Source organism: Halomonas lysinitropha, assembly GCF_902500215.1.
In the GTDB taxonomy this organism is placed as follows: Bacteria; Pseudomonadota; Gammaproteobacteria; order Pseudomonadales; family Halomonadaceae; genus Halomonas; species Halomonas lysinitropha.
The window spans coordinates 32,640-51,916 of sequence record NZ_CABVOU010000043.1; the positions used below are offsets into that span (position 1 = coordinate 32,640).

Consider the following 19,277-nt stretch of genomic DNA (forward strand, 5'->3'; position numbering starts at 1 on the left):
TCCTCTCATGACACGCTCGACTTCACTCTCCCACGCCGGACGGGCGCTGGGCCGACCTTCCTCGTCCGGATTTCTGCAGAGCTGGCTGCCGCGACTGGTGCTGGCACCGTCCGTCGCCATCTCGCTGTTCTTCGTCTACGGCTTCATGCTGTGGACCTTCGTGCTCTCCTTGACCAACTCGCGCATGCTGCCGAGTTACGACTTCGTGGGCTTTGCCCAGTACGGGCGTCTGATGGCCAACGAGCGCTGGTGGGTCGCCTCCACCAACCTGGTGATCTTCGGTGGTCTCTTCGTGGTCATCTGCCTGGTGCTTGGCGCCTTCCTGGCCATCCTGCTCGACCAGCGCATTCGTCGAGAAGGTGCCCTGCGCACGATCTATCTCTATCCCATGGCGCTGTCGTTCATCGTCACCGGGGTGGTGTGGAAGTGGCTGCTCAATCCCGGACTCGGCCTCCAGGCCATGGTACGCGGCTGGGGCTTCGAGTCGTTCACCTTCGACTGGCTGGTCGATCCCGACATGGCCGTCTATACCCTGGTGATCGCCGCCGTCTGGCAGGCTTCCGGGTTCGTTATGGCGCTGTTCCTGGCGGGGCTGCGCGGGATCGACGACAGCATCATCAAGGCGGCCCAGCTCGATGGCGGCAGCCTGCCGCGCATCTACTGGCGAGTGGTGATTCCCTGCCTGCGGCCGGTGGTCTTCAGCGCGGTGATGATTCTGGCTCACATCGCCATCAAGAGCTTCGATCTGGTGGTGGCCCTGACCGGCGGTGGCCCAGGCTATGCCACCGATCTTCCCGCCACCTTCATGTACACCCACGCCTTCACCCGCGCGCAGGTCGGCCTCGGGTCTGCCAGTGCCATGCTGATGTTGGGCGGGGTGCTGGCGATCCTGATTCCCTACCTCTATTCGGAACTGCGGAGCCGCAAGAATGGATAACGTGATTCGACGCCGGACCCTGGGGGCGCGCCTGGCGCGACTGGCCCTCTATGCGGCGCTGCTGCTGGCCGCGCTCTTCTACCTGCTGCCGCTGGCCGTGATGCTGATCACCTCGGTGAAACCCCTGGACGAGATCAGCGCCGGCAGCCTGCTGGCGCTGCCCCAGTCGCCAACCCTGGTCCCCTGGGCCAAGGCCTGGGGCGAGGCCTGCACCGGAATGCGCTGCGAGGGCGTGGGCGGCTATTTCTGGAACTCCTTCGCCATCGTCATTCCCGCGGTGGCCATCTCCACGGTGGTGGGGGCGCTCAACGGCTACGCGCTGACCAAGTGGCGTTTCAGGGGGTCGGAGCTGCTTTTCGGGCTGATGCTGTTCGGCTGCTTCATCCCCTTCCAGGTGGTGCTGCTGCCCATGGCCCAGACCCTGGGCTGGCTCGGCCTGTCAAGCTCTCGGGCAGGGCTGGTCCTGGTCCACGTGATCTTCGGCATCGCCTTCACCACCCTGTTCTTCCGTAACTTCTACGTGGCGGTGCCCACCGAGCTGGTTTCGGCGGCCAAGCTGGATGGCGCGGGCTTCTTTCGCATCTTCTGGCGCATTCTGCTGCCCGTGTCGGCGCCGATCATCGTGGTGTCGGTGATCTGGCAGTTCACCCAGATCTGGAACGACTTCCTTTTCGGGGTCGCCTTCTCGGCACACGACACCCAGCCGGTCACGGTGGCGCTCAATAACCTGGTCAACACCTCCACGGGTGTGCGCGAGTACAACGTCGATATGGCCGCTGCCATGATCGCCGCGCTGCCGACCCTGGTGGTCTACGTGCTGGCCGGCAAGTATTTCGTGCGCGGGCTCACCGCGGGGTCCGTCAAGGGCTGAGCAGGACGCTCGCTCTTGCCCTGCCGAACAATGAACAACCAAGGTAACCAGCCATGTCAGCTCTTGAGATTCAGAAGGTCCGCAAGGACTTCGGTAACGAACGCGTCCTCAAGGACGTCAGCCTGGCCATCGAGTCCGGCGAATTCTTGATCCTGGTCGGCCCCTCGGGGTGCGGCAAGTCGACCCTGATGAACGCCATCGCCGGCCTGGAGCCGGTCACCGCCGGGGAGATCCGGATCGCCGACCGCGACGTCACCTGGCTGACCCCGGCAGAGCGCGACATCGCCATGGTCTTCCAGTCCTATGCGCTCTACCCGAGCATGACGGTACGACAGAACATCAGCTTTGGCCTGGAGATGCGCAAGGTCCCCAGGGCCGAGCGCGAGGCGGCGGTAGAGCGGGTGGCCGATCTGCTGCAGATCACCGCCCTGCTGGATCGCAAGCCCGCACAGCTCTCCGGGGGGCAGCGCCAACGGGTCGCCATGGGCCGGGCCCTGGCTCGGGAGCCCGCGGTCTACCTGTTCGACGAGCCGCTCTCGAACCTGGACGCCAAGCTACGCGTGGACATGCGCACCGAGATCAAGAAGCTCCACCTGCGTCTCGGCACCACCATCGTCTACGTGACCCATGACCAGATCGAGGCCATGACCCTGGCCGACCGCATCGCGGTGATGCGCGATGGCCATATCCTGCAGCTCGGCACGCCGGACGAGGTCTACAACGACCCCGTGGATATCTTCGTCGCCGGCTTCATGGGCTCGCCCTCGATGAACTTCATCGCCACCACCCTGGAGGGGCAGGCGGGCGACTATCGGTTGCGCATCGTCACCGAAGGAGAAGACGCCCTGGTGCTGCCCTGGCCGGCATCGCGGGAAACCCCGGCCCTGGCCGAGCAGGTGGGGCGGTCGGTGATCCTCGGGTTGCGACCGGAGCACTTCAGCGAGGAGGATTCACGGCTCAGCGGCATGGATGAGGGGACACCGCTTTCGGCCAGGGTCAGCGTGGTCGAACCCACCGGGGCTGACATACTGCTGAATATGCCGCTGGGGGATGCCGAGGTCACCGCGCGAGTGGGTCCCAAGTGCCGGGTGGCGCCGGGCGAGCGCCTTTCCCTGCGAGTCGACATGGGGCGCGCCGTGCTCTTCGACAGCGAGACCCAGAAGCGACTCGCCTGACCGATAGAGGTCGCCGTCAGTGCACGGTGATCACCGTGCAGTCGGCGGTGTGGCTGACCTTGTGGGAGACGCTGCCCACGACCAGTCCCTTGAGATCGCTCAGGCCTCGGCTGCCCATGACGATGGCATCGACCTTGCAGCGGCTGGCCTCGCTGATGATGGTGCGGGCAGGATCACCCTGGCGGATCATCGTCTCGATGTGGGTGGCACCGAGTTCACGAGCCGCTTGTTCGGCTCGATCCACGACCTGCTTGCCGACGGCCTCGCGCTCTTCCCGCGAGGCCTCGATGGCGATGGCGCCGATGCCCCATACCAGGGTGGTCTCGTGGGCGAGCTCCTCGGGAATGTGCAGCAGGTGCAGGATCGCGCTTTCCTGTCGGGCCAGCTGGCAGGCCACGGAGAGCGCCTTCTTGGCATGTTCGGATCCGTCGACAGGAACCAGAATGGAATTGTACATGGTGGACTTCCTTCAGCGGTGAGGGCGGGGTACCTAACGAGGAGCCTAGTGATTCGCTCTGGCGTTGTCATGATCCCGATCAAGGATGGCGCGTCTTCGTCCTCTCTTCGGCCGCTTCCAGGCGGCGCAGCTGCTGCCAGAGATCGCGGCGCAGGTCGGCCATGCGGGGGGCCTCATCCGCGGTGAAATCCAGCGGCCGGGCCAGGCGCTGGGTGCGCAGTCCCATTCGCGCGCCCAGCAGTCCGACGCCGAGGCCCTGGGCGGCTCGGGTCGAAAGCTTGCCGGCCAGGTCCATCGACAGCATCTGCATGCTCACCTCGCTGGCGATCTCGCTGGCCCCGGCGAACGCCATTTGGTAGAGCACGCTGCGTAGCAGCCGCAGACGGGCCGCATAGCCCAGCTCCAGTCCATAGAGCCGGCACAGGCGATCGACCATCGCCAGATGGCGCCAGGCAACCAGCGCCATGTCGACCAGGGTCAGGGGGCTCACCGCCACCATCACCGCCGTCTCGCCGGACATCCGCGAGATCAGCCGACGAGCTTCCCGATCGCGAGGGGCGAGCAGGTGATGGGTGAGCAGCGCTCGGGTGTCACGGCCGTCGTGGTGCGGCTCATGGGCGGCCAGGAAGCTCTGCCAGTGGGGATGGTCGTCGTCCAGGTCGAGGTCGCGGCGCAGCTGGCCGGCAAGTGATAGCGCCTGGCTCGGGGTGGCCTCGGGCAGGGCAGCGAGGCGTTCGCGCAGTCGGGCATGGCGGGTCAGGCGGCGCAGGCGCCAGAGTTCGCGCAGCAGGGCCGAGCCGCCAAGCCCCAGGGCCAGGAGCAGCAGCAGACTCCAACCGCCGGCGAGCCAGTCGCCGCCGAGGCTGGCGGCCTGCAGGGTCCGCACGGCCTCCACCGTCCCCAGGCACAGGCTGCCGCCGAGCAGGCCGAGCAGCCCCCAGCGCCGCCTGCGCGGACGCATCAGGCCACGCTCAAGTGCCTGTTCGCCGGGGGGCGTATCGGCCTGCGGGTCGGCCAGGGGCTGGCTCGAGTCCCCGGCATCGTAGTGTCGTCCGGGGCGGGGATCTCGGGCCCCGGGGTCTCCAGGAGAGGTGTCATCAAGGACAAAGCGCTCGCCCGGTCGCGGTTCCTGTGGGGGGGAAGAGGTCATGACAGCTTGTCTCCGATCAACCACTCCAGAGCGGCGTCCATGCGAATGTGGGGCAGCGGCGCTCCCTTATCACGGGGCAGGGGGCGAAAGGCCGTGAAATCGAAGCCCTGGCGGGACCAGAAGTCCGCTGCCGGCAGCCGGTCGGGGACTTCACCAGGAAACAGCAATAGTGACTCGCCGGCCAGGGTGGTGCCGTGCAGGGCGGGGGAGCGGCGCCCCTGCTGGTTCACCTCGCGGCTCTGCGTGGCGCGGATCGCCGCCAGGGACAGGGCTCGAACGGGTACGTCAGCGAAGCGAAGGTCCTTGAGCGGATCGGCCAGCAGGGCCTCGAGCAGGGCGACCAGGCGGCCGTGTTGCTCGGGAGTGACATGATCGGCCTTGGTGGCGGCGATGGCCAGGCGGTCGATGCGTGGCGCGAAGAGCCGCGTGAGCAGGCTGCGCTTGCCGTAGTCGAAGCTCTGCATCAGATTCGACAGAGCGCGGGAAAGATCCTCGAAACGCTCCGGGCCGGCGTTGAGAGCCCCGAGTACGTCGACCAGCACGATCTGACGGTCGAAACGACGAAAGTGCTCGCGATAGAAGGGCTTGACGATGTGCTGCTGATAGTGGCGAAAGCGCCGGTTCAGGGTGGCGTATAGGCTCTCGGCCGGCAGGGCGGCAAGCTCGGCGCGGTCGGCCTCGGTGATCCCCGGCAAGGGAAAGAACTGCAGTACCGGGGCCCCCTCGAGCTCTCCCGGCAGCAGGAAGCGTCCCGGCTGCAAGTCGGCGAAACCGGCCTCCCGGGCGGCCCGCAATCCCCTGGCATACTGCTCGGCGATCTCGGCCAGACGCGCCTCGTCGACTTCAGCGGCCGGATCGAGCTCGGCCACCGCCTGATGCCAGTCGGCGAACAGGGCGGCTCGCTCGCCGTGTGCGTCATGCCGCTGGGTCTGGCTCCAGCTCAGATAGTCATGGTCCAGCAGCGGCAGGTCGAGCAGCCATTCCCCGGGGTAGTCGAACAGGTCCAGGGTCAGCTGGCGAGTCTCACCACCCAGGAGGCCGGGTCGGGCCGGTCGGTAGCGGATCGCCAGGCGCAGTTCGCTGATGCCACGGGTCGGCTCGGGCCAGCGGGGTGGCTGGTCGTCCAGCGCCAGCATCGCCTGGTCGTAGGGGAAACGCGGCACCCCCAGGTCCTGCTGCTGGACCCGCCGAGCACCGAGCAGCCGCCCCTCGCGCGCGGCCGGCAGCAGGTCGAGTCGTGCCTCGAGCCCGGCATGGCGCAGCTGGTTGACCAGCGAGGTGATGAAGGCCGTCTTGCCCGAGCGCGACAGGCCGGTCACCGCCAGGCGCAGCTGGCGGTCGCGGCCGCGCTCGAGCAGGTCTTGGAGTTCACGGGACAGGGGGCGCATGGGGCATCCTTGCGGGAACGTAGGCTGAGCTAATGTGCGGGTCAAGCATGCGACTGACAAGGCGCAGGGTCATGAAACGATGCTGCGCCTAGCGTGGTAAGGCATCCACCGGCACGGGTTCGACCAGTCCGAGGAGTTGCACCAGCACCGGGGACGCGGCGATCAGGAACCCCAGTACCGCCAGGCTGCCGCCCAGCAGGCGACGCTCGGGGCGGCGGGCCAGGGTCAGGCCCCCAATGCAGACCAGCAGGCCGAGGATATTGAAGACGTAACCCGACATCTGCAGCAGGGCGTAAGGTATCATGGTGCTTCCTTCGGAGGTGGACAGAGGGCATGAGGCGGCTAACCTGTGATGGTATCAGCTCCAGCCCGGGACGATGAGGAGGCCATCATGGAGGAGCGGCACCCGCAGTCGGTGATCGACTTCTGGTTCAAGGAGCTCACTCCCGCCCAGTGGTTTTGCAAGGATCCGGTACTGGATGCCGAGATCGCGCGGCGTTTCGGTGACTGGCATGAGGCCGCGGGCCGGGGCGAGCTCTGGCAGTGGCGAGTGTGTGCCCGCGGCCGTCTGGCCGAGGTGATCGTGCTCGACCAGTTTTCACGCAACATCCATCGGGGGTCATCTCAAGCCTTTGCCTGGGACCCGTTGGCCCTTGTGCTGGCTCAGGAGGCGGTCGCCCAGCGTGCGGATCGGCTGCTGGATGTGCCGTGGCGGGCCTTCCTGTTCATGCCCTACATGCACAGCGAGTCGCTGGCGATCCATGACGAGGCGATGCGCCTGTTCGCCCAGCCGGGACTTGAGGAGAACCTGCGCCACGAGCAGCGTCACCGTGAGGTGATCGAGCGCTTCGGCCGTTACCCCCATCGCAATGCCGCTCTCGGACGGGACTCCACGCGCGAGGAGCGGGCCTTTCTTACGCAGCCCGGTTCCTCCTTCTGAGGCTTTTCTCTCTGCGCCTGGTCTATCGGCGCCTGGCAAGGCACCATCGAGAGGTCATCTCGATATCTGCACTTCTTCCCCAATGAAAAGGAGCGTTTAGCATGGGTATCATAGCCTGGTTGATCATCGGTGGCCTGGCGGGCTGGATCGCCGGCCATATCATGCGCGGCGGCGGCTTTGGCATTCTCGGCAATATCGGTGTCGGCGTCGTGGGGGCTGTCATCGGCGGCTTCCTGTTCAGCCTGCTGGGATTGCAGTCAGGTGGCTTTATCGGCTCGCTGGTGACCGCTATCGTTGGCGCCGTGGTATTGCTCTGGGTGATTGCCAAGGTCAAGCAGGCCTGAGGCAGGCGTTCCGACCTTCTCGCAAGACGCCCGCCCGGCTGACCACAGCTGGGCGGTTTCGTGTATGGCCTCAGCCCTAAGGAGTGGGCAAGAGGCGCCGGTAGCGATCCAGACAGCCGTCCAGCCAGGCACCGTCTGGCGTGCCCCTGGGAGGTGAAGCCGGCACCTTGACGGTCAGCAGGAAGAGGCCATGGCGCTGGGCGTCGCCGTCGGGCAGGCAGCGGCCGAGCTGCCGAGCAAGGTCCGGCGGCAGCGTGTCCGGACGCCGCCAGGCCAGCCGCAGGGCCTGCTGGTCGAGCAGATACTGGAAGCGTGCCGCGTCCTTGAGCACCGCCATACCGCCTTGCGCGAGCCCTTGGGAGAGGCTCTCCAGCTTGCGATAGCCCGGAGCGCCGGCGGCCCGACAGGCGTGGGCTCCCTCCACGAAGCAGCGCTCCCGCTCGTCGGGGTCCTCCGGCCAGCGGCCTCCGCGACGCCGCGCAGGGGTAGCCACGAAGGGCAGCACCACCGAGACGGCGGGGGTCCCGTCGGCCATCGAGGCCTGCCGGCTGTCGAGCACCCCATGACCCATCTGGCGTCGGAGCCAGCGGTAATCACAGGCCTGCTGAATCCGGGCCTGGGCATCGTTGACCGTGTGATGAGCGCCCTGCAGGGAGCGCAGCAGGGAGAGGGTGCGAAGGATCATGGTGTTGCCATTCCGATAGGCGAACGGGAGAGCGAGGAACCGGGCTGCCAGGCGAGGACCATAGCAAGGAATCGGCAGGGTGGCGTCAACGGCCCCGGGTCGCCAACGCGAACCGCCCGGCTGTCTTCAGCCGGGCGGGGGTGTGCATCGTCTTCCGGTCGAGCCCTGTCAGGCAGTGGCGGCGCTCTTGCTGCCCACCAGCTCCTTGAGGGACTCCTCGATGATGGCGAGCCCTTCCTCGAGGATCTCGTCCTCGATGGTGACCGGCATCAGGAAGCGGATGGTGTTGCCGTACAGGCCGCAGGAGAGCAGGATCAGCCCCTTCTCTCGGGTCTTCTTGCACAGCGCGCCGGCCAGGTCGGCGTCCGGGGTGTGGTTGGCCTTGTCGGAGACCAGGTCGACGGCCGCCATGGCGCCCATGTTGCGGCCATTGTCGACGCAGTCGAACGCCTGCTGCCACTGCTCGAAGCGCTTGGCCAGCTTGTCGCCGAGCGCCTGGCTCTTCTCGAGGATGTTCTCCTGCTCGAAGACCTCCAGGACGGCCAGGGTGGCGGCGCAGGAGACCGGGCTGCCGGTGTAGGTGCCGCCCAGGGAGTTGGCGCCGGAGGCGTCCATGTGCTTGTCGGTACCCACGACAGCGGAGATCGGCATGCCGTCGGCCATGCTCTTGGCCATGGTGATGATGTCCGGCTCGACGCCGCTGTGCTCGATGGCGAACAGCTTGCCGGTACGTCCGAAGCCGGACTGCACCTCGTCGACGATCATCAGCATGCCGTGCTCGTCGCAGATCTCGCGGATCGCCTTGAGGAAGCTCGCCGGTGCCGGATAGAAGCCGCCTTCGCCGAGGATCGGTTCGAGCACGATCGCGGCGGTGTCCTTGGGGTTGGCATCGGTCTTGAGTGCCATCTTCAGGCCGCGCAGGGCTTCGTCCTCGCTGACCCCGTGGTAGGGCACCGGATAGGGGGCACGGAAGACGTTGCCCGGCATGGAGCCGAAGTCCGTGGAGTAGGGTGCGACCTTGCCGTTCATGGCCATGGTCATGAAGGTGCGGCCGTGGTAGCCGCCGTCGAAGCAGATCACGTTGTTCTTGCCGGTGGCGGCACGGGCGACCTTGACGGCATTCTCCAACGCCTCGGCCCCGGAGTTGGCCAGCATTACCTTGGCGTGGCCGCGTACCGGGGTGACCTGGCTGAGCTTCTCGGCCACCTTCACGTAGCCCTCATAGGGCATCACGGTCTGGCAGGTGTGCATCACCTTGTCGAGCTGGTCCTTGACCGCCTGAACTACCTTGGGGTGGCGATGACCGATGTTGAGCACGCCGATACCGCCGGCAAAATCGATGATGCGATTACCGTCGGCGTCCCATACCAGGGCGTTCTCGGCGCGATCGGCAAACTGAGTGGCCGGGCTCGCGGCGCCGCTGGCCACGTAGCGCTGCTTGAGTTCATTGAGCTGAGCGTTGTTCATGGATCTTGCCTCCTTGTTGAGACGTTGCGGGCGATCAGAGGCCGCCAACACAGACGTATTTTAGTTCAGTGTACTCATCCAGGCCGTGGCGCGACCCTTCGCGTCCCAGCCCTGACTCCTTGACCCCACCGAAGGGCGCCAGCTCGGTGGAAAGAATGCCTTCGTTCACTGCCACCATGCCATATTCCAGCCCCTCCATGACATGCCAGATACGCCGATAGTCCCGAGCATAGAAGTAGGCGGCGAGGCCGAATTCGGTGGCGTTGGCCATGGCGATGGCCTCTTCTTCGGTCTCGAAGCGGAACACCGGTGCCAGGGGGCCGAAGGTCTCCTCGTTGGCGACCTTCATCCTCGGGGTCACATCGGCAATGATCGTTGGCTGGAAGAAGGTGCCACCCAGCGCATGGGGCTCGCCCCCGCAGACCAGCCGGCCGCCCTTTTCCAGGGCGTCGGCGATATGCGACTCAACCTTCTCCACGGCGGCCAGGTTGATCAGGGGGCCCTGGGCCACGCCCTCGTCGAGGCCGTTGCCGACCTCGAGCTGGGCGACGCGGGCGGCCAGCTTCTCGAGGAAGGCTTCGTAGACACCGGCCTGAACCAGCAGGCGATTGGTGCACACGCAGGTCTGGCCGGAGTTGCGGTATTTGGAGGCCACCGCCCCCTCGACGGCGGCATCCAGGTCGGCGTCGTCGAAGACGATAAAGGGCGCGTTGCCACCCAGCTCCATGGAAGCCTTCTTCACGGTGCCGGCGCATTGGGTCAGTAGCTTCTTGCCCACCGGGGTGGACCCGGTAAAGGAGATCTTGCGTACTCGCGGGTCAGTGGTCAGCACCTCGCCGATCTCGGCCGGACGTGAAGCGGTGACGACGTTGATCACCCCGCTGGGGAACCCGACCTCCTCGGCGAGCTTCACCAGTGCCAGGGCAGTGAGCGGGGTGGCCTCGGCGGGCTTGATCACCACCGGGCAGCCGGCAGCCAGGGCCGGGGCACACTTGCGGGTGATCATCGCCAGTGGGAAGTTCCAGGGAGTGATGGCAGCCACCACGCCGATCGGCTCACGGAACACCATGATGCGCTTGTCAACGCCGTGGCTCGGCAGGGTCTCCCCGGCGACGCGCTTGGCCTCCTCGGCGTAGTACTCGACGAAGGAGGCGCCGTAGGCTACCTCGCCGCGGGATTCGGCCAGCGGTTTGCCCTGTTCCAGGGTCATCAGTCGCGCCAGGGCTTCCTGGTTGGCCATGATGGCCTCGAACCAGGCGCGCAGCAGGATGGCGCGTTCCTTGGCGGTGCGGCGACGCCAGGCCGGCCAGGCCTCTGCCGCGGCGGAAATGGCCTCGCGGGCATCCTCGGCGCCGAGGTCGGGGACCTCCGCCAGGGTCTCGCCGGTAGCGGGATTGGTCACGGTGAAGCGGCGCGTGCCATCGCGCCATTGGCCGGCCACATAGGCCTTGTCGGTCAGCAGCTGGGCGTCCGCGGGCATGGGGGTTCCTCGTCAGGGTTGATCATCTTGTTGGACGAGTGTGCATTATTTAAAACAAGGCGCCAAGCCCCGGTTGTGCCCGTTTTTCGCGCCCGCTTGCCACACGGCCATCGGCGCCGGCAATGCTTTCCGCTACACTATGTCGCCGACTTGCGGTGGTACATCGCACGGCATGTTCCGTTTCGTTTTTTATCGCGAGGTGACCCTTGGTCGATCCCCTGAACGCCTGGTGGGCCCAGCAACTGGTGCTGTGTGACTGGGCCTTCACCCCCGATCCCCTGACGGTGCCGGCCGAGGTGGCCGTCGAACGGCTGGCGGCCCTCGGCGTGGCCGATCGCGGTGAACTGGGCTGGTGCCTGCTGGAGGCCCTGGGAACCGGCGGTTCCAGCGTCGATCCGGCCAGGCTGCTGGCCGGCCTGGAAGTCCTCGCCCTGGGCGGTGCCGCGGGCTGGGTCGGGGAGGCCCGCGCACGGGCCTGGGCCCAGCGGCTGGCAGAGGAGATCAGCGCCCACCATGCTAGCCTTGATGCGTGGTTGCAGGCGTTGCTGCATGCGCGCAGCGCAGAGGGCTGGGTTCGCGGCGACGACGGCTTCTTTGATGCCTGCGAGGCCCTCTCGACCCTGGAGCACGACGGGGATGGCATCACCTGGGACATGTTGCAGGAGTGGCTTGCCACTCATGCCATGCCCCTCGAGCTCTGGCCCGCGGCGCCCGAGGTTCAGGTCTGGCGTCTGCGCGCCGCCTTCTCGCCGGTCATCGAACTGCCTGCCGGCCAGGATGATTGGCAAGGGCTCGAGTCCTGGCTTCAGGAGGCCTGGCAGATCCGCAACCGCGAGGACCTGGTGCACAGCCTGCTTTGGCTGGCTTCCCAGGGCGACCGTCAGGCCTGGGACCTGGATGCCGGACGGCTGCTCGAAGCGGATGCTGCGGTACGCCGCCAATGGTGGGAGGCGCTGCCCGGGGGCGAGCGCGACTATGGCAGGGTGTTACAGGGGTTCCTCGATCAGGGTGAACCATTGGAGTGGGCCGCCTGGGACTGGCTGCGGCTGATCGACCTGGCCTGGGCGGGTGCCTGCCTGGGCTGGCTCGAGGCGGGAGAGGCGCGGGACTTCGCCGGCCACGGGGCCGATCTGGCGCTGCGCCGCTACAGTGACTGGACGGCTTTGGCGCGGGCTTACCAGCGGGGCCGCAGTCTCTTCGAGGGACGCAACCTGCTTCCTTCCCTGGAGGCGGACTGGTTGCTGCTGTTGCACTCGCCGGTGAGCCCCTGGCGCCCGGCCCTGCAGGGGCTGATCCCGGAGGAGCTTCTCGAGGCCTCGCGCATCGCCATGCGGGCCTGGCGTGGCGATCCCCGCCACTGGGTCCTGGCGTTGGCCGCCGTTCGCGAGCCGGAGTTCGCCGCCCGCCAGGGCCCGCTGGCTGAGTTGTCGGCCACACGTCGCGAGGAGGCACGTGGCTATCTGGTCGAGACCCTCGACCTGCATGCCGACGAGGGCGTCGAGGCGCTCTCCCGCTACTGGCTGCCAGCTCAGGCCCACCACCTCAATCAACTGGCAGCGGATGCCGCCCATGGTGCCCTGCCACCGGCCGAAACGCCCTTCGGCCGCCCTGTCGCCGAGGAGTTGGCGAGCCGCGATGCCCTCAGTCGTGCGAGCCGTCATGCCGCCACCATTCACATGGCCGAGAAGTTCGCTTTCCACCTGCAGATGGCCATGGACAGCGGAGATTTCGACGCTGGCCGACTGGAGAAGTTGGCCGCAGCGCTGCAGGGCTCGCTGTGCCGCTTCTATCCCGATGCCCGTCGCCTGCTGCAGGCCTGGGCCCATTGGGAAAGCCTGTTGCCTGAACCCGAGCAGCCGCCGATGGTGGCCGAGATCCGCTGGCACCTGGAGGACCCCGGCAGCCTCTTCCATTGGCTCGACTGGCGCAGTGGGGCATGGCACGAGCCGGGACCGCGGCCGACGCTTGCCCACTTCACCGCCATGGCGCTGGTCGGGCCGCTCAACGGTCCGGCCTGGAGCCTGCCGCAGCCCGAGAGCGAGCGAGAATGCGCGTCGATCCACGACTGGGTCGATGGACATTATGCCCTTCACGGGCAGGCGGAGATGGGCGAGTTCCTCGAGTACCTGTTAGAGATCGGCGATCGCCAGGAGTACCAGATCAACTACGCTCCCTACACGCTCAACCACGGACGGCTGGCCTCCGAGGTCGCTACCCTTCAGAGCGGGGAGTGCAGCGAGGAGGAGGGGGCTCATCTGCTGCGCCTGCAGCGAGTCAGGGACAACGAAGACGGCTGCAATGAGGTCGACATGGCGGCCTGGGACATTGCCCAGGCCGTGGATCTGGCCATTGCCGGTCGCCAGTTGGGATGGCTCGGAGAGAAGGCATTTCTGGAACTGCTGGAGCGTGCCCATGGGCTGGCCGGTGAGCACTACGCGGGCTGGGAAGAGTATGCCCGAGGTCTCTATGCCGGCTTCTCGTTCTTCATGGGTGAGACCCCGGAACGCGAGAGCTTTCTGGCCGGATTCCGCCAGGCGCTGGCCGCCTGGCTTTCAGGGGCGCCGCCGCTGGCGGGAGTCTGGGCCAGCATCGACTTTCCCGGGGCACGGCCGAGCCACTGGGCGCCACTGCACATCGACACGCTGCCAGGCGACAGCCGTACCCTTCACTAAGGTCTCGCCTTGATAACTAACGATGGTCTATAGTCGATTCAATTATTGATATGGCTCTTCCTGTCGGGAGCCTCCATTAGCAGCGAGCCGTTGGCAGGCCGCTCTGGCAGTGACACCGGGCCTTCCCGGCAGCACTGCCACAGCGACAAAACCCGGGAACCGAGAGACGCAGGGCGTCTGCGGCATGGGTGCGGCTCAGGGAACGAGGGCGTCGCAGGATGCTGGACAAACGCTTGTGTCGCATCGCCGTTGTGGGGGTGAGCCTGACCCTGCTGGCGGGTTGTGCCGCATCGAGCGGCATCGAGGAAGATGCCAACGGCGGATATTTTGCTCGGGACCTGCCGGGGATTTCCGCCGATCCACGGATGTCACCCGTGGACAACCCCATCCTGGAGGCCCGCGGCCTGCACAACCCGCCGCCGACACTGATCCGCCGGGCCCTGCTGGCTCAGCATGAGCGCTGGTCCGGTACGCCTTACCGGCTGGGGGGCAGTACCTTCCGTGGGGTAGACTGCTCGGCTCTGGTGCAGAACGTGTTCAGCGACACCTTCCGCTTCGATCTGCCGCGCACTACCGAGCAGCAGGTGCACGCCGGTCAACAGGTCGATCCGGATGCCCTGCGTCCCGGCGACCTGGTATTCTTCCGTCCTCCCGGGGTGTATCGCCATGTGGGCATCTATGTCGGCGAGGGTCGCTTTCTGCACGCCTCCACCTCACGGGGCGTGATGATCTCCAGCCTCGATAATCGTTACTGGCAACGCCACTTCTGGCAGGCGAGGCGGGCCCTGGAGCCTACTCAACTGGCCCAGCGGCTGGGCGACTCCGGCGAGGGTTGAAGCCTTCCTTTATCCCCCTCAGCCGCTGCTGCCGGCAGTGGCGCTTGCCTCGTCTCCCCAGACTTCCTCGAGCCGCTCGACCCGGCCGCAGCCCGACTTGTAGAAGCGGTAGCGCACCGGGTTCTCGTTATAATAGTTCTGGTGGTACTCCTCGGCCGGATAGAAGGCCTCGAAATCGTTGATCTCGGTGGCGATAGGCTGGTCGAAGCGCTCGGCAACAGCTTCCTTGCTGGATTCGGCCAGCGCGCGTTGATCCTCGTTCATGGGAAAGATGGCACTGCGGTACGAGCTGCCCTTGTCACAGAACTGGCGGTCCACGGCGAAGGGATCGATGTTGCGCCAGAACACATGCAACAAGGTCTCGTAGTCCACCTGGTCGGGATCGTAGTCGACCTTGACGACTTCGGCATGGCCCGTATCACCCCCGGTTACCTGCTCGTAGGTGGGGTCATCGGTATTGCCTCCGCTGTAGCCGGAGGTGGCGGCTTTCACCCCCTCTACCTTGTCGTAGGCTTCCTCCATGCACCAGAAACAGCCGCCGGCGAAGACGGCACTAGCCGTCTCCTCATCCGCCTGGGCGGTGCCGGTGATGGCGAATGCGGTGGGAAGGGCAAGCAGGCCGAGGCGGAACAAGGCAGGGTAGGGCAGCAGGCTCATTTTATGGCTCCATGGATAGGGGGTGGTAGTTTGGATAGGGGTGTCGACATTGGGTTCCATCCCGCTGCGTTTCCTTTCAATACATTGCAGTCGCTTCCGGTAAGTTTCTCCCCTCCACAACGACACAGGGGCAACTCGACCCTCCGCGAATGCGGATTCTTCATCACTTTGCCTACGGGAGCCCCACCTTGACACGAAAACGCCTGATTCTCGCGGCCATCATCGCTCTGTTGGTCGCGGCCTACTTCTTCAGCGGTGCCGATCAGTTCCTGACCCTCGAGAACCTGCAGTCCGAGCAGGAGCGCTTCCAGGCCTGGTTAGCCGCCGAACCTCTGACCGTCGCTGGCGGGTTCTTCCTGGGCTATGTGGCCATCACGGCCGTCTCGCTGCCCGGCGCCACCCTGATGACCCTGCTGGGTGGGGCACTGTTCGGTTTCGGCTGGGGGCTGTTGCTGATCTCTTTCGCCAGTACCCTTGGTGCCACGCTGGCCGCGCTGATCGCCCGGACCCTGGCGCGCGCGCCCCTGGAGCGGCGCTTTGCCGCGCAACTGGCCCGCATCAATGCCGGTATCGCGCGCGAAGGCGCCTTCTATCTCTTCACACTACGGTTGATTCCGCTCTTTCCCTTCTTCGTCATCAATCTGGTGCTGGGCCTGACCCGCATGCGGCTGTGGACCTTCTATTGGGTCAGTCAACTCGGCATGTTGCCGGGAACGGCGGTGTACGTGAACGCGGGACGGGAACTGGGTGAGCTGGAGTCACTTTCCGGGATTCTCTCCCCAGGCCTGATCGGCTCCTTCGTGCTGATCGGGCTCTTTCCCTGGCTGGCCCGCGCCCTTGTGGCCATCGGAAGGCGGCGTCAGCTGGCCCGGCGTTTCGATCGGCCGCGACATTTCGACCAGGACATCGTGGTGATCGGGGGCGGATCGGCCGGGCTCGTCGCCAGCTACATCGCCTCGGCGGTAAAGGCCCGAGTAGCCCTGGTGGAGCGCCATCGCCTGGGGGGTGACTGCCTCAATACCGGCTGCGTTCCCTCCAAGGCACTGATCCGGGCGGCTCGTGTCGCCAGCGAGATCCGCGGAGCCCCGCGTTACGGGGTCAGCGCCGGTGAGCCCGAGGTGGACTTCGCCGCTGTGATGGGTCACGTCCAGCGCGCCATCCGCGAGGTGGAACCCCACGACAGTCGCGAGCGCTACGAGGGGCTGGGCGTGGAGGTGGTTGCCGGAGATGCCATCCTCGAGGATCCCTGGCGGGTGCGCATTCGTGAGGCCTCGGGCGAGCGGGTGCTGACCACGCGCCACGTGATCATCGCCAGCGGCGCACGGCCACGCGTGCCGCCGTTGCCCGGCCTGGAGGCGGTCGAGGTGCTGACCTCTGACAACCTCTGGCGACTCGAGTCCCTCCCCGAGCAACTCGTAGTGCTGGGCGGCGGCCCCATTGGCTGTGAGCTGGGCCAGAGCTTCGCCCGGCTGGGCAGCCGGGTGGCACTGGTGGAGATGGGGGACCAGCTGCTGCCGCGCGAAGACCGGGACGTGGCCGGCGAGGTCGAGTCCCGGCTGGGCGAGGAAGGCCTGGCGGTCCATCTCGCGACCAAGGCACTGCGCGTGGTGGCCGAAGAGACGGGCGGCCATGCCCTGGAGGTCGAGAGGCATGACGCCAACAACGAACTCTTAGTGGAGCGCCTTCCGTTCACTCACCTGTTGGTCGCAGTGGGCCGCCAGGCCAATGTCGAGGGACTGGGTCTCGAGGCCCTCGGTGTCGAGACTCGTCCCGATGGTACTCTGGACGTGGACGAATCCCTGCAGAGTGTCCTGCCCAATGTCTGGGCCTGTGGCGACGTGGCGGGCCCCTATCAGTTGACTCATGCCGGTGCGCACCAGGCCTGGCATGCCACGGTGAATGCGCTGTTCGGTGAGCTCAAGCGGTTCCGGGTGAGCTATCGTGCGCTGCCGGCGGTCACCTTTACCGACCCCGAGGTGGCGCGAGTCGGGCTCAATGAGCGGGAAGCTCTCGAGGCGGGTACCGAGGTCGAGGTCACTCGCTACGCCTTGAGCGAGCTGGATCGCGCCATCGCCGAAGGCACTACCCGTGGCTTCGTGAAGGTGCTGACCGCGCCCGGCCGTGACCGGATTCTCGGTGCCACCATCGTCGGCCAGGGGGCGGGGGAGATGCTCGCCGAGTTCACCCTGGCGATGACGCGCGGCATCGGACTCAACAAGCTACTGGGAACCATCCACCCCTATCCGACCCACAGCGAGGCGGTCAAGGCCACGGCCGGTGTCTGGAAGAATGCTCACAAGCCGGAACGTCTGCTGAGCTGGCTGCTGCGCTACTTTGCCTGGCGGCGGGGTGACGATACGAGCGGCAAGACACCCAGGTAGCACGCTCGGTAGCGAGGTGTATGCGTCCTGAACGACGAAGGGGCAGCCCTTGGCTGCCCCCTCGTGATCCCGGACTCAGCTGTTGGCGTCCGGTTCGGTCGACACGCGCGTTCAGTGCTCGTGGCCACCTTCGCCGTGCACGTGGCCGTGCTCGACTTCTTCCTCGCTGGCCTCGCGAACCTCGGCGATCTCCACGTCGAAGTTCAGCGGCTGACCGGCGAGCGGATGGTTGCCGTCGACGGTGACGGTGTCGCCCTCGACCTTGGTCACGGTGACCATCAGCGGGCCGCCTTCGGTCTGGGCCTGGAACTGCATGCCCGGCTCGACGCTCTCGACGCCCTGGAAGGCATCGCGCGGCACTTCCTGCACGAGCTGAGCCTGAACCTCGCCATAGCCCTCTTCCGGGGAAACCTTGGCCTGGAGCTTGTCGCCGGTGCCGCGACCTTCAAGCTGCTTCTCGAGGCCCGGAATGATGTTGCCGGCGCCGTGGAGGTAGGTCAGCGGCTCGCGGCCTTCCGAGCTGTCCAGCACCTCACCTTCGTCGTTGGTCAGGGTGTAATGGAACGCGACAACGGAGTTTTGCCCAATCTGCATTGATGAACCTTTCGGTGTGTGCATGTAGCGCGTCATGTTAACGCGGCAGTCAAGCGGCTGTCAGTGGCATGGAGGAAATTCAGGATGTGGGGGCCGAGCCTGAGTCACATTCACACCTTTCGGGGCCTGTGATCGGGGACTTTCGTACGGTTGCGTGGCCTGACGGCCAGGGATACCCTTGCGTGATATCATCTACCCGCTTTCATTCGACCGCCCCCCCTCCATGGAGAATGCCATGACTCTGACTCTGATCTGGCTGATCGCCTTCGCCGTCTTCCTGACTCTGTTCCTCAAGCGCTGGGAGGTCTCTGTCAGCAGCATTCTCGACGCGCTGCTGCCTGCCGTTCTGCGCAGCGAGGATGATCGCTGGGTATGGTGTCCGGCCCTGGCGGTGCTCGGTGCCACCTTCATCGTGCGCCCCGTGGATATGCTGTTCACGGTGATCGTGATTGGCCTGGTCGCGCTGATCGGCACCAAGCTGGCCGGCTGGATCATGAACAAGGTTCAGCACTGAGCCACTTCCGGATCATGCCCGGTTTCAGAAAGGTAAAACGAGAAGGCCCGCGGTGAATCCCGCGGGCCTTTCCATTATGGTTAGTCGTTCAGCACGCAGGGGAGACCGTTACGGCTCTCAGTACGGCGCTACGCTGACGTTTCTGCCGCTGCCGATCAGGCGAACGCGCTGACCCACCTGGAAGTTCTGGTCCGCCTTCTGGACGACGACCACGTTCTGGCCATTGTCCTGGCGGATCTCCATTTCCCAGGCGGTGATGCGGTTGGTCGCCTCCTCGACCTTGGTACCGGCCACGGCGCCGCCGATGGCGCCGGCCACGGTGGCCAATTGGCGCCCGCTGCCGCCCCCTACCTGGTTACCGAGGATGCCGCCGATCACGGCACCGCCGCCTGAGCCAAGCAGACCGCCGGCGCGGCTATCGGCCTGGATCTGCACCTGGCGCAGCGCGGTGATGGTACCGAAGGTCACGGTCTGGGCCGACTTGGCCTGGTCGCCGCTGTAGACGTTACCCGAATAGGGAGCGGTGTTGGCACAGCCGGCCAGGGTCAGGATGCTGATGGCAAGAACGGGAAGAAGGCGTTTCATGCAGAATCTCCTTGGGGTCCGTGACGAATACGTGGTTCCGGGGGTAACAGGTTAACGGACAGTGTTCGTTAATGAGTTTATGCGTTGCGCGCTGACTTGGCCAGCACGCTGGACTGCCTGATGGTGAGTGTAGCGTCATAAGGC

19 protein-coding genes are annotated in these 19,277 nt (G+C 66.1%); 9 read left to right on the top strand and 10 right to left on the bottom strand.

Annotated elements, in window-relative coordinates:
* Positions 1–7: 7 nt before the first annotated feature.
* The 3 genes from HALO32_RS15160 to HALO32_RS15170 are packed head-to-tail and all read left to right on the top strand — an operon-like array spanning position 8 to position 2,983.
* Complete coding sequence (locus HALO32_RS15160; protein ID WP_151444743.1) at positions 8–937, top strand: carbohydrate ABC transporter permease; 930 nt, start codon at positions 8–10, stop codon at positions 935–937.
* Positions 930–1,808 carry a carbohydrate ABC transporter permease gene (locus tag HALO32_RS15165; RefSeq protein ID WP_151444744.1) on the top strand — a complete coding sequence of 293 codons (879 nt, stop codon included), beginning with the start codon at positions 930–932 and terminating at the stop codon, positions 1,806–1,808. The genes HALO32_RS15160 and HALO32_RS15165 overlap by 8 nt, the downstream gene beginning before the upstream one ends.
* Positions 1,809–1,861: 53 nt before the next feature.
* A complete protein-coding gene (locus tag HALO32_RS15170) occupies positions 1,862–2,983 on the top strand; it encodes an ABC transporter ATP-binding protein (RefSeq protein WP_151444745.1) in 1,122 nt (373 codons plus the stop codon).
* A 16-nt stretch (positions 2,984–2,999) separates the two neighbouring features.
* Here HALO32_RS15170 and HALO32_RS15175 read toward each other — a convergent pair whose 3' ends face one another.
* The 4 genes from HALO32_RS15175 to HALO32_RS15190 form a co-directional block, all read right to left on the bottom strand.
* Positions 3,000–3,440 carry a universal stress protein gene (locus tag HALO32_RS15175; protein WP_151444746.1) on the bottom strand — a complete coding sequence of 147 codons (441 nt, stop codon included), beginning with the start codon at positions 3,438–3,440 and terminating at the stop codon, positions 3,000–3,002.
* 79 nt (positions 3,441–3,519) lie between these two features.
* Complete coding sequence (locus HALO32_RS15180; protein ID WP_151444747.1) at positions 3,520–4,590, bottom strand: YcjF family protein; 1,071 nt, start codon at positions 4,588–4,590, stop codon at positions 3,520–3,522.
* On the bottom strand, positions 4,587–5,978 hold the full coding sequence (locus HALO32_RS15185; RefSeq protein WP_151444748.1) for a YcjX family GTP-binding protein: 1,392 nt from the start codon (positions 5,976–5,978) through the stop codon (positions 4,587–4,589). Before HALO32_RS15185 ends, HALO32_RS15180 begins: the two co-directional genes overlap by 4 nt.
* 88 nt (positions 5,979–6,066) lie before the next feature.
* Positions 6,067–6,282: a hypothetical protein gene (locus HALO32_RS15190; RefSeq protein ID WP_151444749.1), complete on the bottom strand. Its 216-nt coding sequence runs from the start codon at positions 6,280–6,282 to the stop codon at positions 6,067–6,069.
* Positions 6,283–6,369: 87 nt separating this feature from the next.
* Between HALO32_RS15190 and HALO32_RS15195 the strand changes: the two genes are divergently transcribed.
* Both HALO32_RS15195 and HALO32_RS15200 read left to right on the top strand, forming a co-directional pair.
* Positions 6,370–6,918 (top strand): DUF924 family protein, encoded by a 549-nt coding sequence (locus HALO32_RS15195; protein WP_151444750.1) that lies wholly within the window; start codon positions 6,370–6,372, stop codon positions 6,916–6,918.
* Positions 6,919–7,019: 101 nt separating this feature from the next.
* Positions 7,020–7,262, top strand: a complete 243-nt coding sequence (locus HALO32_RS15200) for a GlsB/YeaQ/YmgE family stress response membrane protein (RefSeq protein WP_151444751.1) — start codon at positions 7,020–7,022, stop codon at positions 7,260–7,262.
* Positions 7,263–7,338: 76 nt separating this feature from the next.
* On the opposite strand, the gene HALO32_RS15205 is transcribed toward HALO32_RS15200, so the two are convergent.
* From HALO32_RS15205 to HALO32_RS15215, 3 genes are all read right to left on the bottom strand, one after another.
* Positions 7,339–7,947, bottom strand: coding sequence for a hypothetical protein (locus HALO32_RS15205; protein WP_151444752.1), 609 nt, complete (start codon positions 7,945–7,947; stop codon positions 7,339–7,341).
* A 168-nt stretch (positions 7,948–8,115) separates the two neighbouring features.
* Positions 8,116–9,414, bottom strand: a complete 1,299-nt coding sequence (gabT, locus tag HALO32_RS15210; RefSeq protein WP_151444753.1) for a 4-aminobutyrate--2-oxoglutarate transaminase — start codon at positions 9,412–9,414, stop codon at positions 8,116–8,118.
* A gap of 34 nt (positions 9,415–9,448) precedes the next feature.
* Complete coding sequence (locus HALO32_RS15215) at positions 9,449–10,894, bottom strand: NAD-dependent succinate-semialdehyde dehydrogenase (RefSeq protein WP_151444754.1); 1,446 nt, start codon at positions 10,892–10,894, stop codon at positions 9,449–9,451.
* A gap of 206 nt (positions 10,895–11,100) precedes the next feature.
* Between HALO32_RS15215 and HALO32_RS15220 the strand changes: the two genes are divergently transcribed.
* Both HALO32_RS15220 and HALO32_RS15225 read left to right on the top strand, forming a co-directional pair.
* Positions 11,101–13,566: a DUF1266 domain-containing protein gene (locus tag HALO32_RS15220; protein ID WP_151444755.1), complete on the top strand. Its 2,466-nt coding sequence runs from the start codon at positions 11,101–11,103 to the stop codon at positions 13,564–13,566.
* Between the two features lie 218 nt (positions 13,567–13,784).
* Entirely contained in the window at positions 13,785–14,402 is a 618-nt protein-coding gene (locus tag HALO32_RS15225; protein ID WP_151444756.1) for a C40 family peptidase, read from the top strand.
* An 18-nt stretch (positions 14,403–14,420) separates the two neighbouring features.
* Here HALO32_RS15225 and msrA read toward each other — a convergent pair whose 3' ends face one another.
* Positions 14,421–15,059, bottom strand: coding sequence for a peptide-methionine (S)-S-oxide reductase MsrA (msrA, locus tag HALO32_RS15230; RefSeq protein ID WP_151444757.1), 639 nt, complete (start codon positions 15,057–15,059; stop codon positions 14,421–14,423).
* A gap of 188 nt (positions 15,060–15,247) precedes the next feature.
* Between msrA and HALO32_RS15235 the strand changes: the two genes are divergently transcribed.
* The gene (locus HALO32_RS15235; RefSeq protein WP_151444758.1) at positions 15,248–17,440 is read left to right on the top strand and encodes an FAD-dependent oxidoreductase; all 2,193 of its coding nucleotides are present in this window, start codon (positions 15,248–15,250) and stop codon (positions 17,438–17,440) included.
* 111 nt (positions 17,441–17,551) lie between these two features.
* On the opposite strand, the gene HALO32_RS15240 is transcribed toward HALO32_RS15235, so the two are convergent.
* Complete coding sequence (locus HALO32_RS15240; RefSeq protein WP_151444759.1) at positions 17,552–18,034, bottom strand: FKBP-type peptidyl-prolyl cis-trans isomerase; 483 nt, start codon at positions 18,032–18,034, stop codon at positions 17,552–17,554.
* Between the two features lie 235 nt (positions 18,035–18,269).
* On the opposite strand from HALO32_RS15240, the gene HALO32_RS15245 reads away from it, so the two are divergent.
* Positions 18,270–18,548: a hypothetical protein gene (locus HALO32_RS15245; protein ID WP_151444760.1), complete on the top strand. Its 279-nt coding sequence runs from the start codon at positions 18,270–18,272 to the stop codon at positions 18,546–18,548.
* A gap of 117 nt (positions 18,549–18,665) precedes the next feature.
* Here the strand turns inward: HALO32_RS15245 and HALO32_RS15250 are convergent, their stop codons facing one another.
* On the bottom strand, positions 18,666–19,133 hold the full coding sequence (locus HALO32_RS15250) for an outer membrane lipoprotein (RefSeq protein ID WP_151444761.1): 468 nt from the start codon (positions 19,131–19,133) through the stop codon (positions 18,666–18,668).
* Positions 19,134–19,277 lie beyond the last annotated feature (144 nt).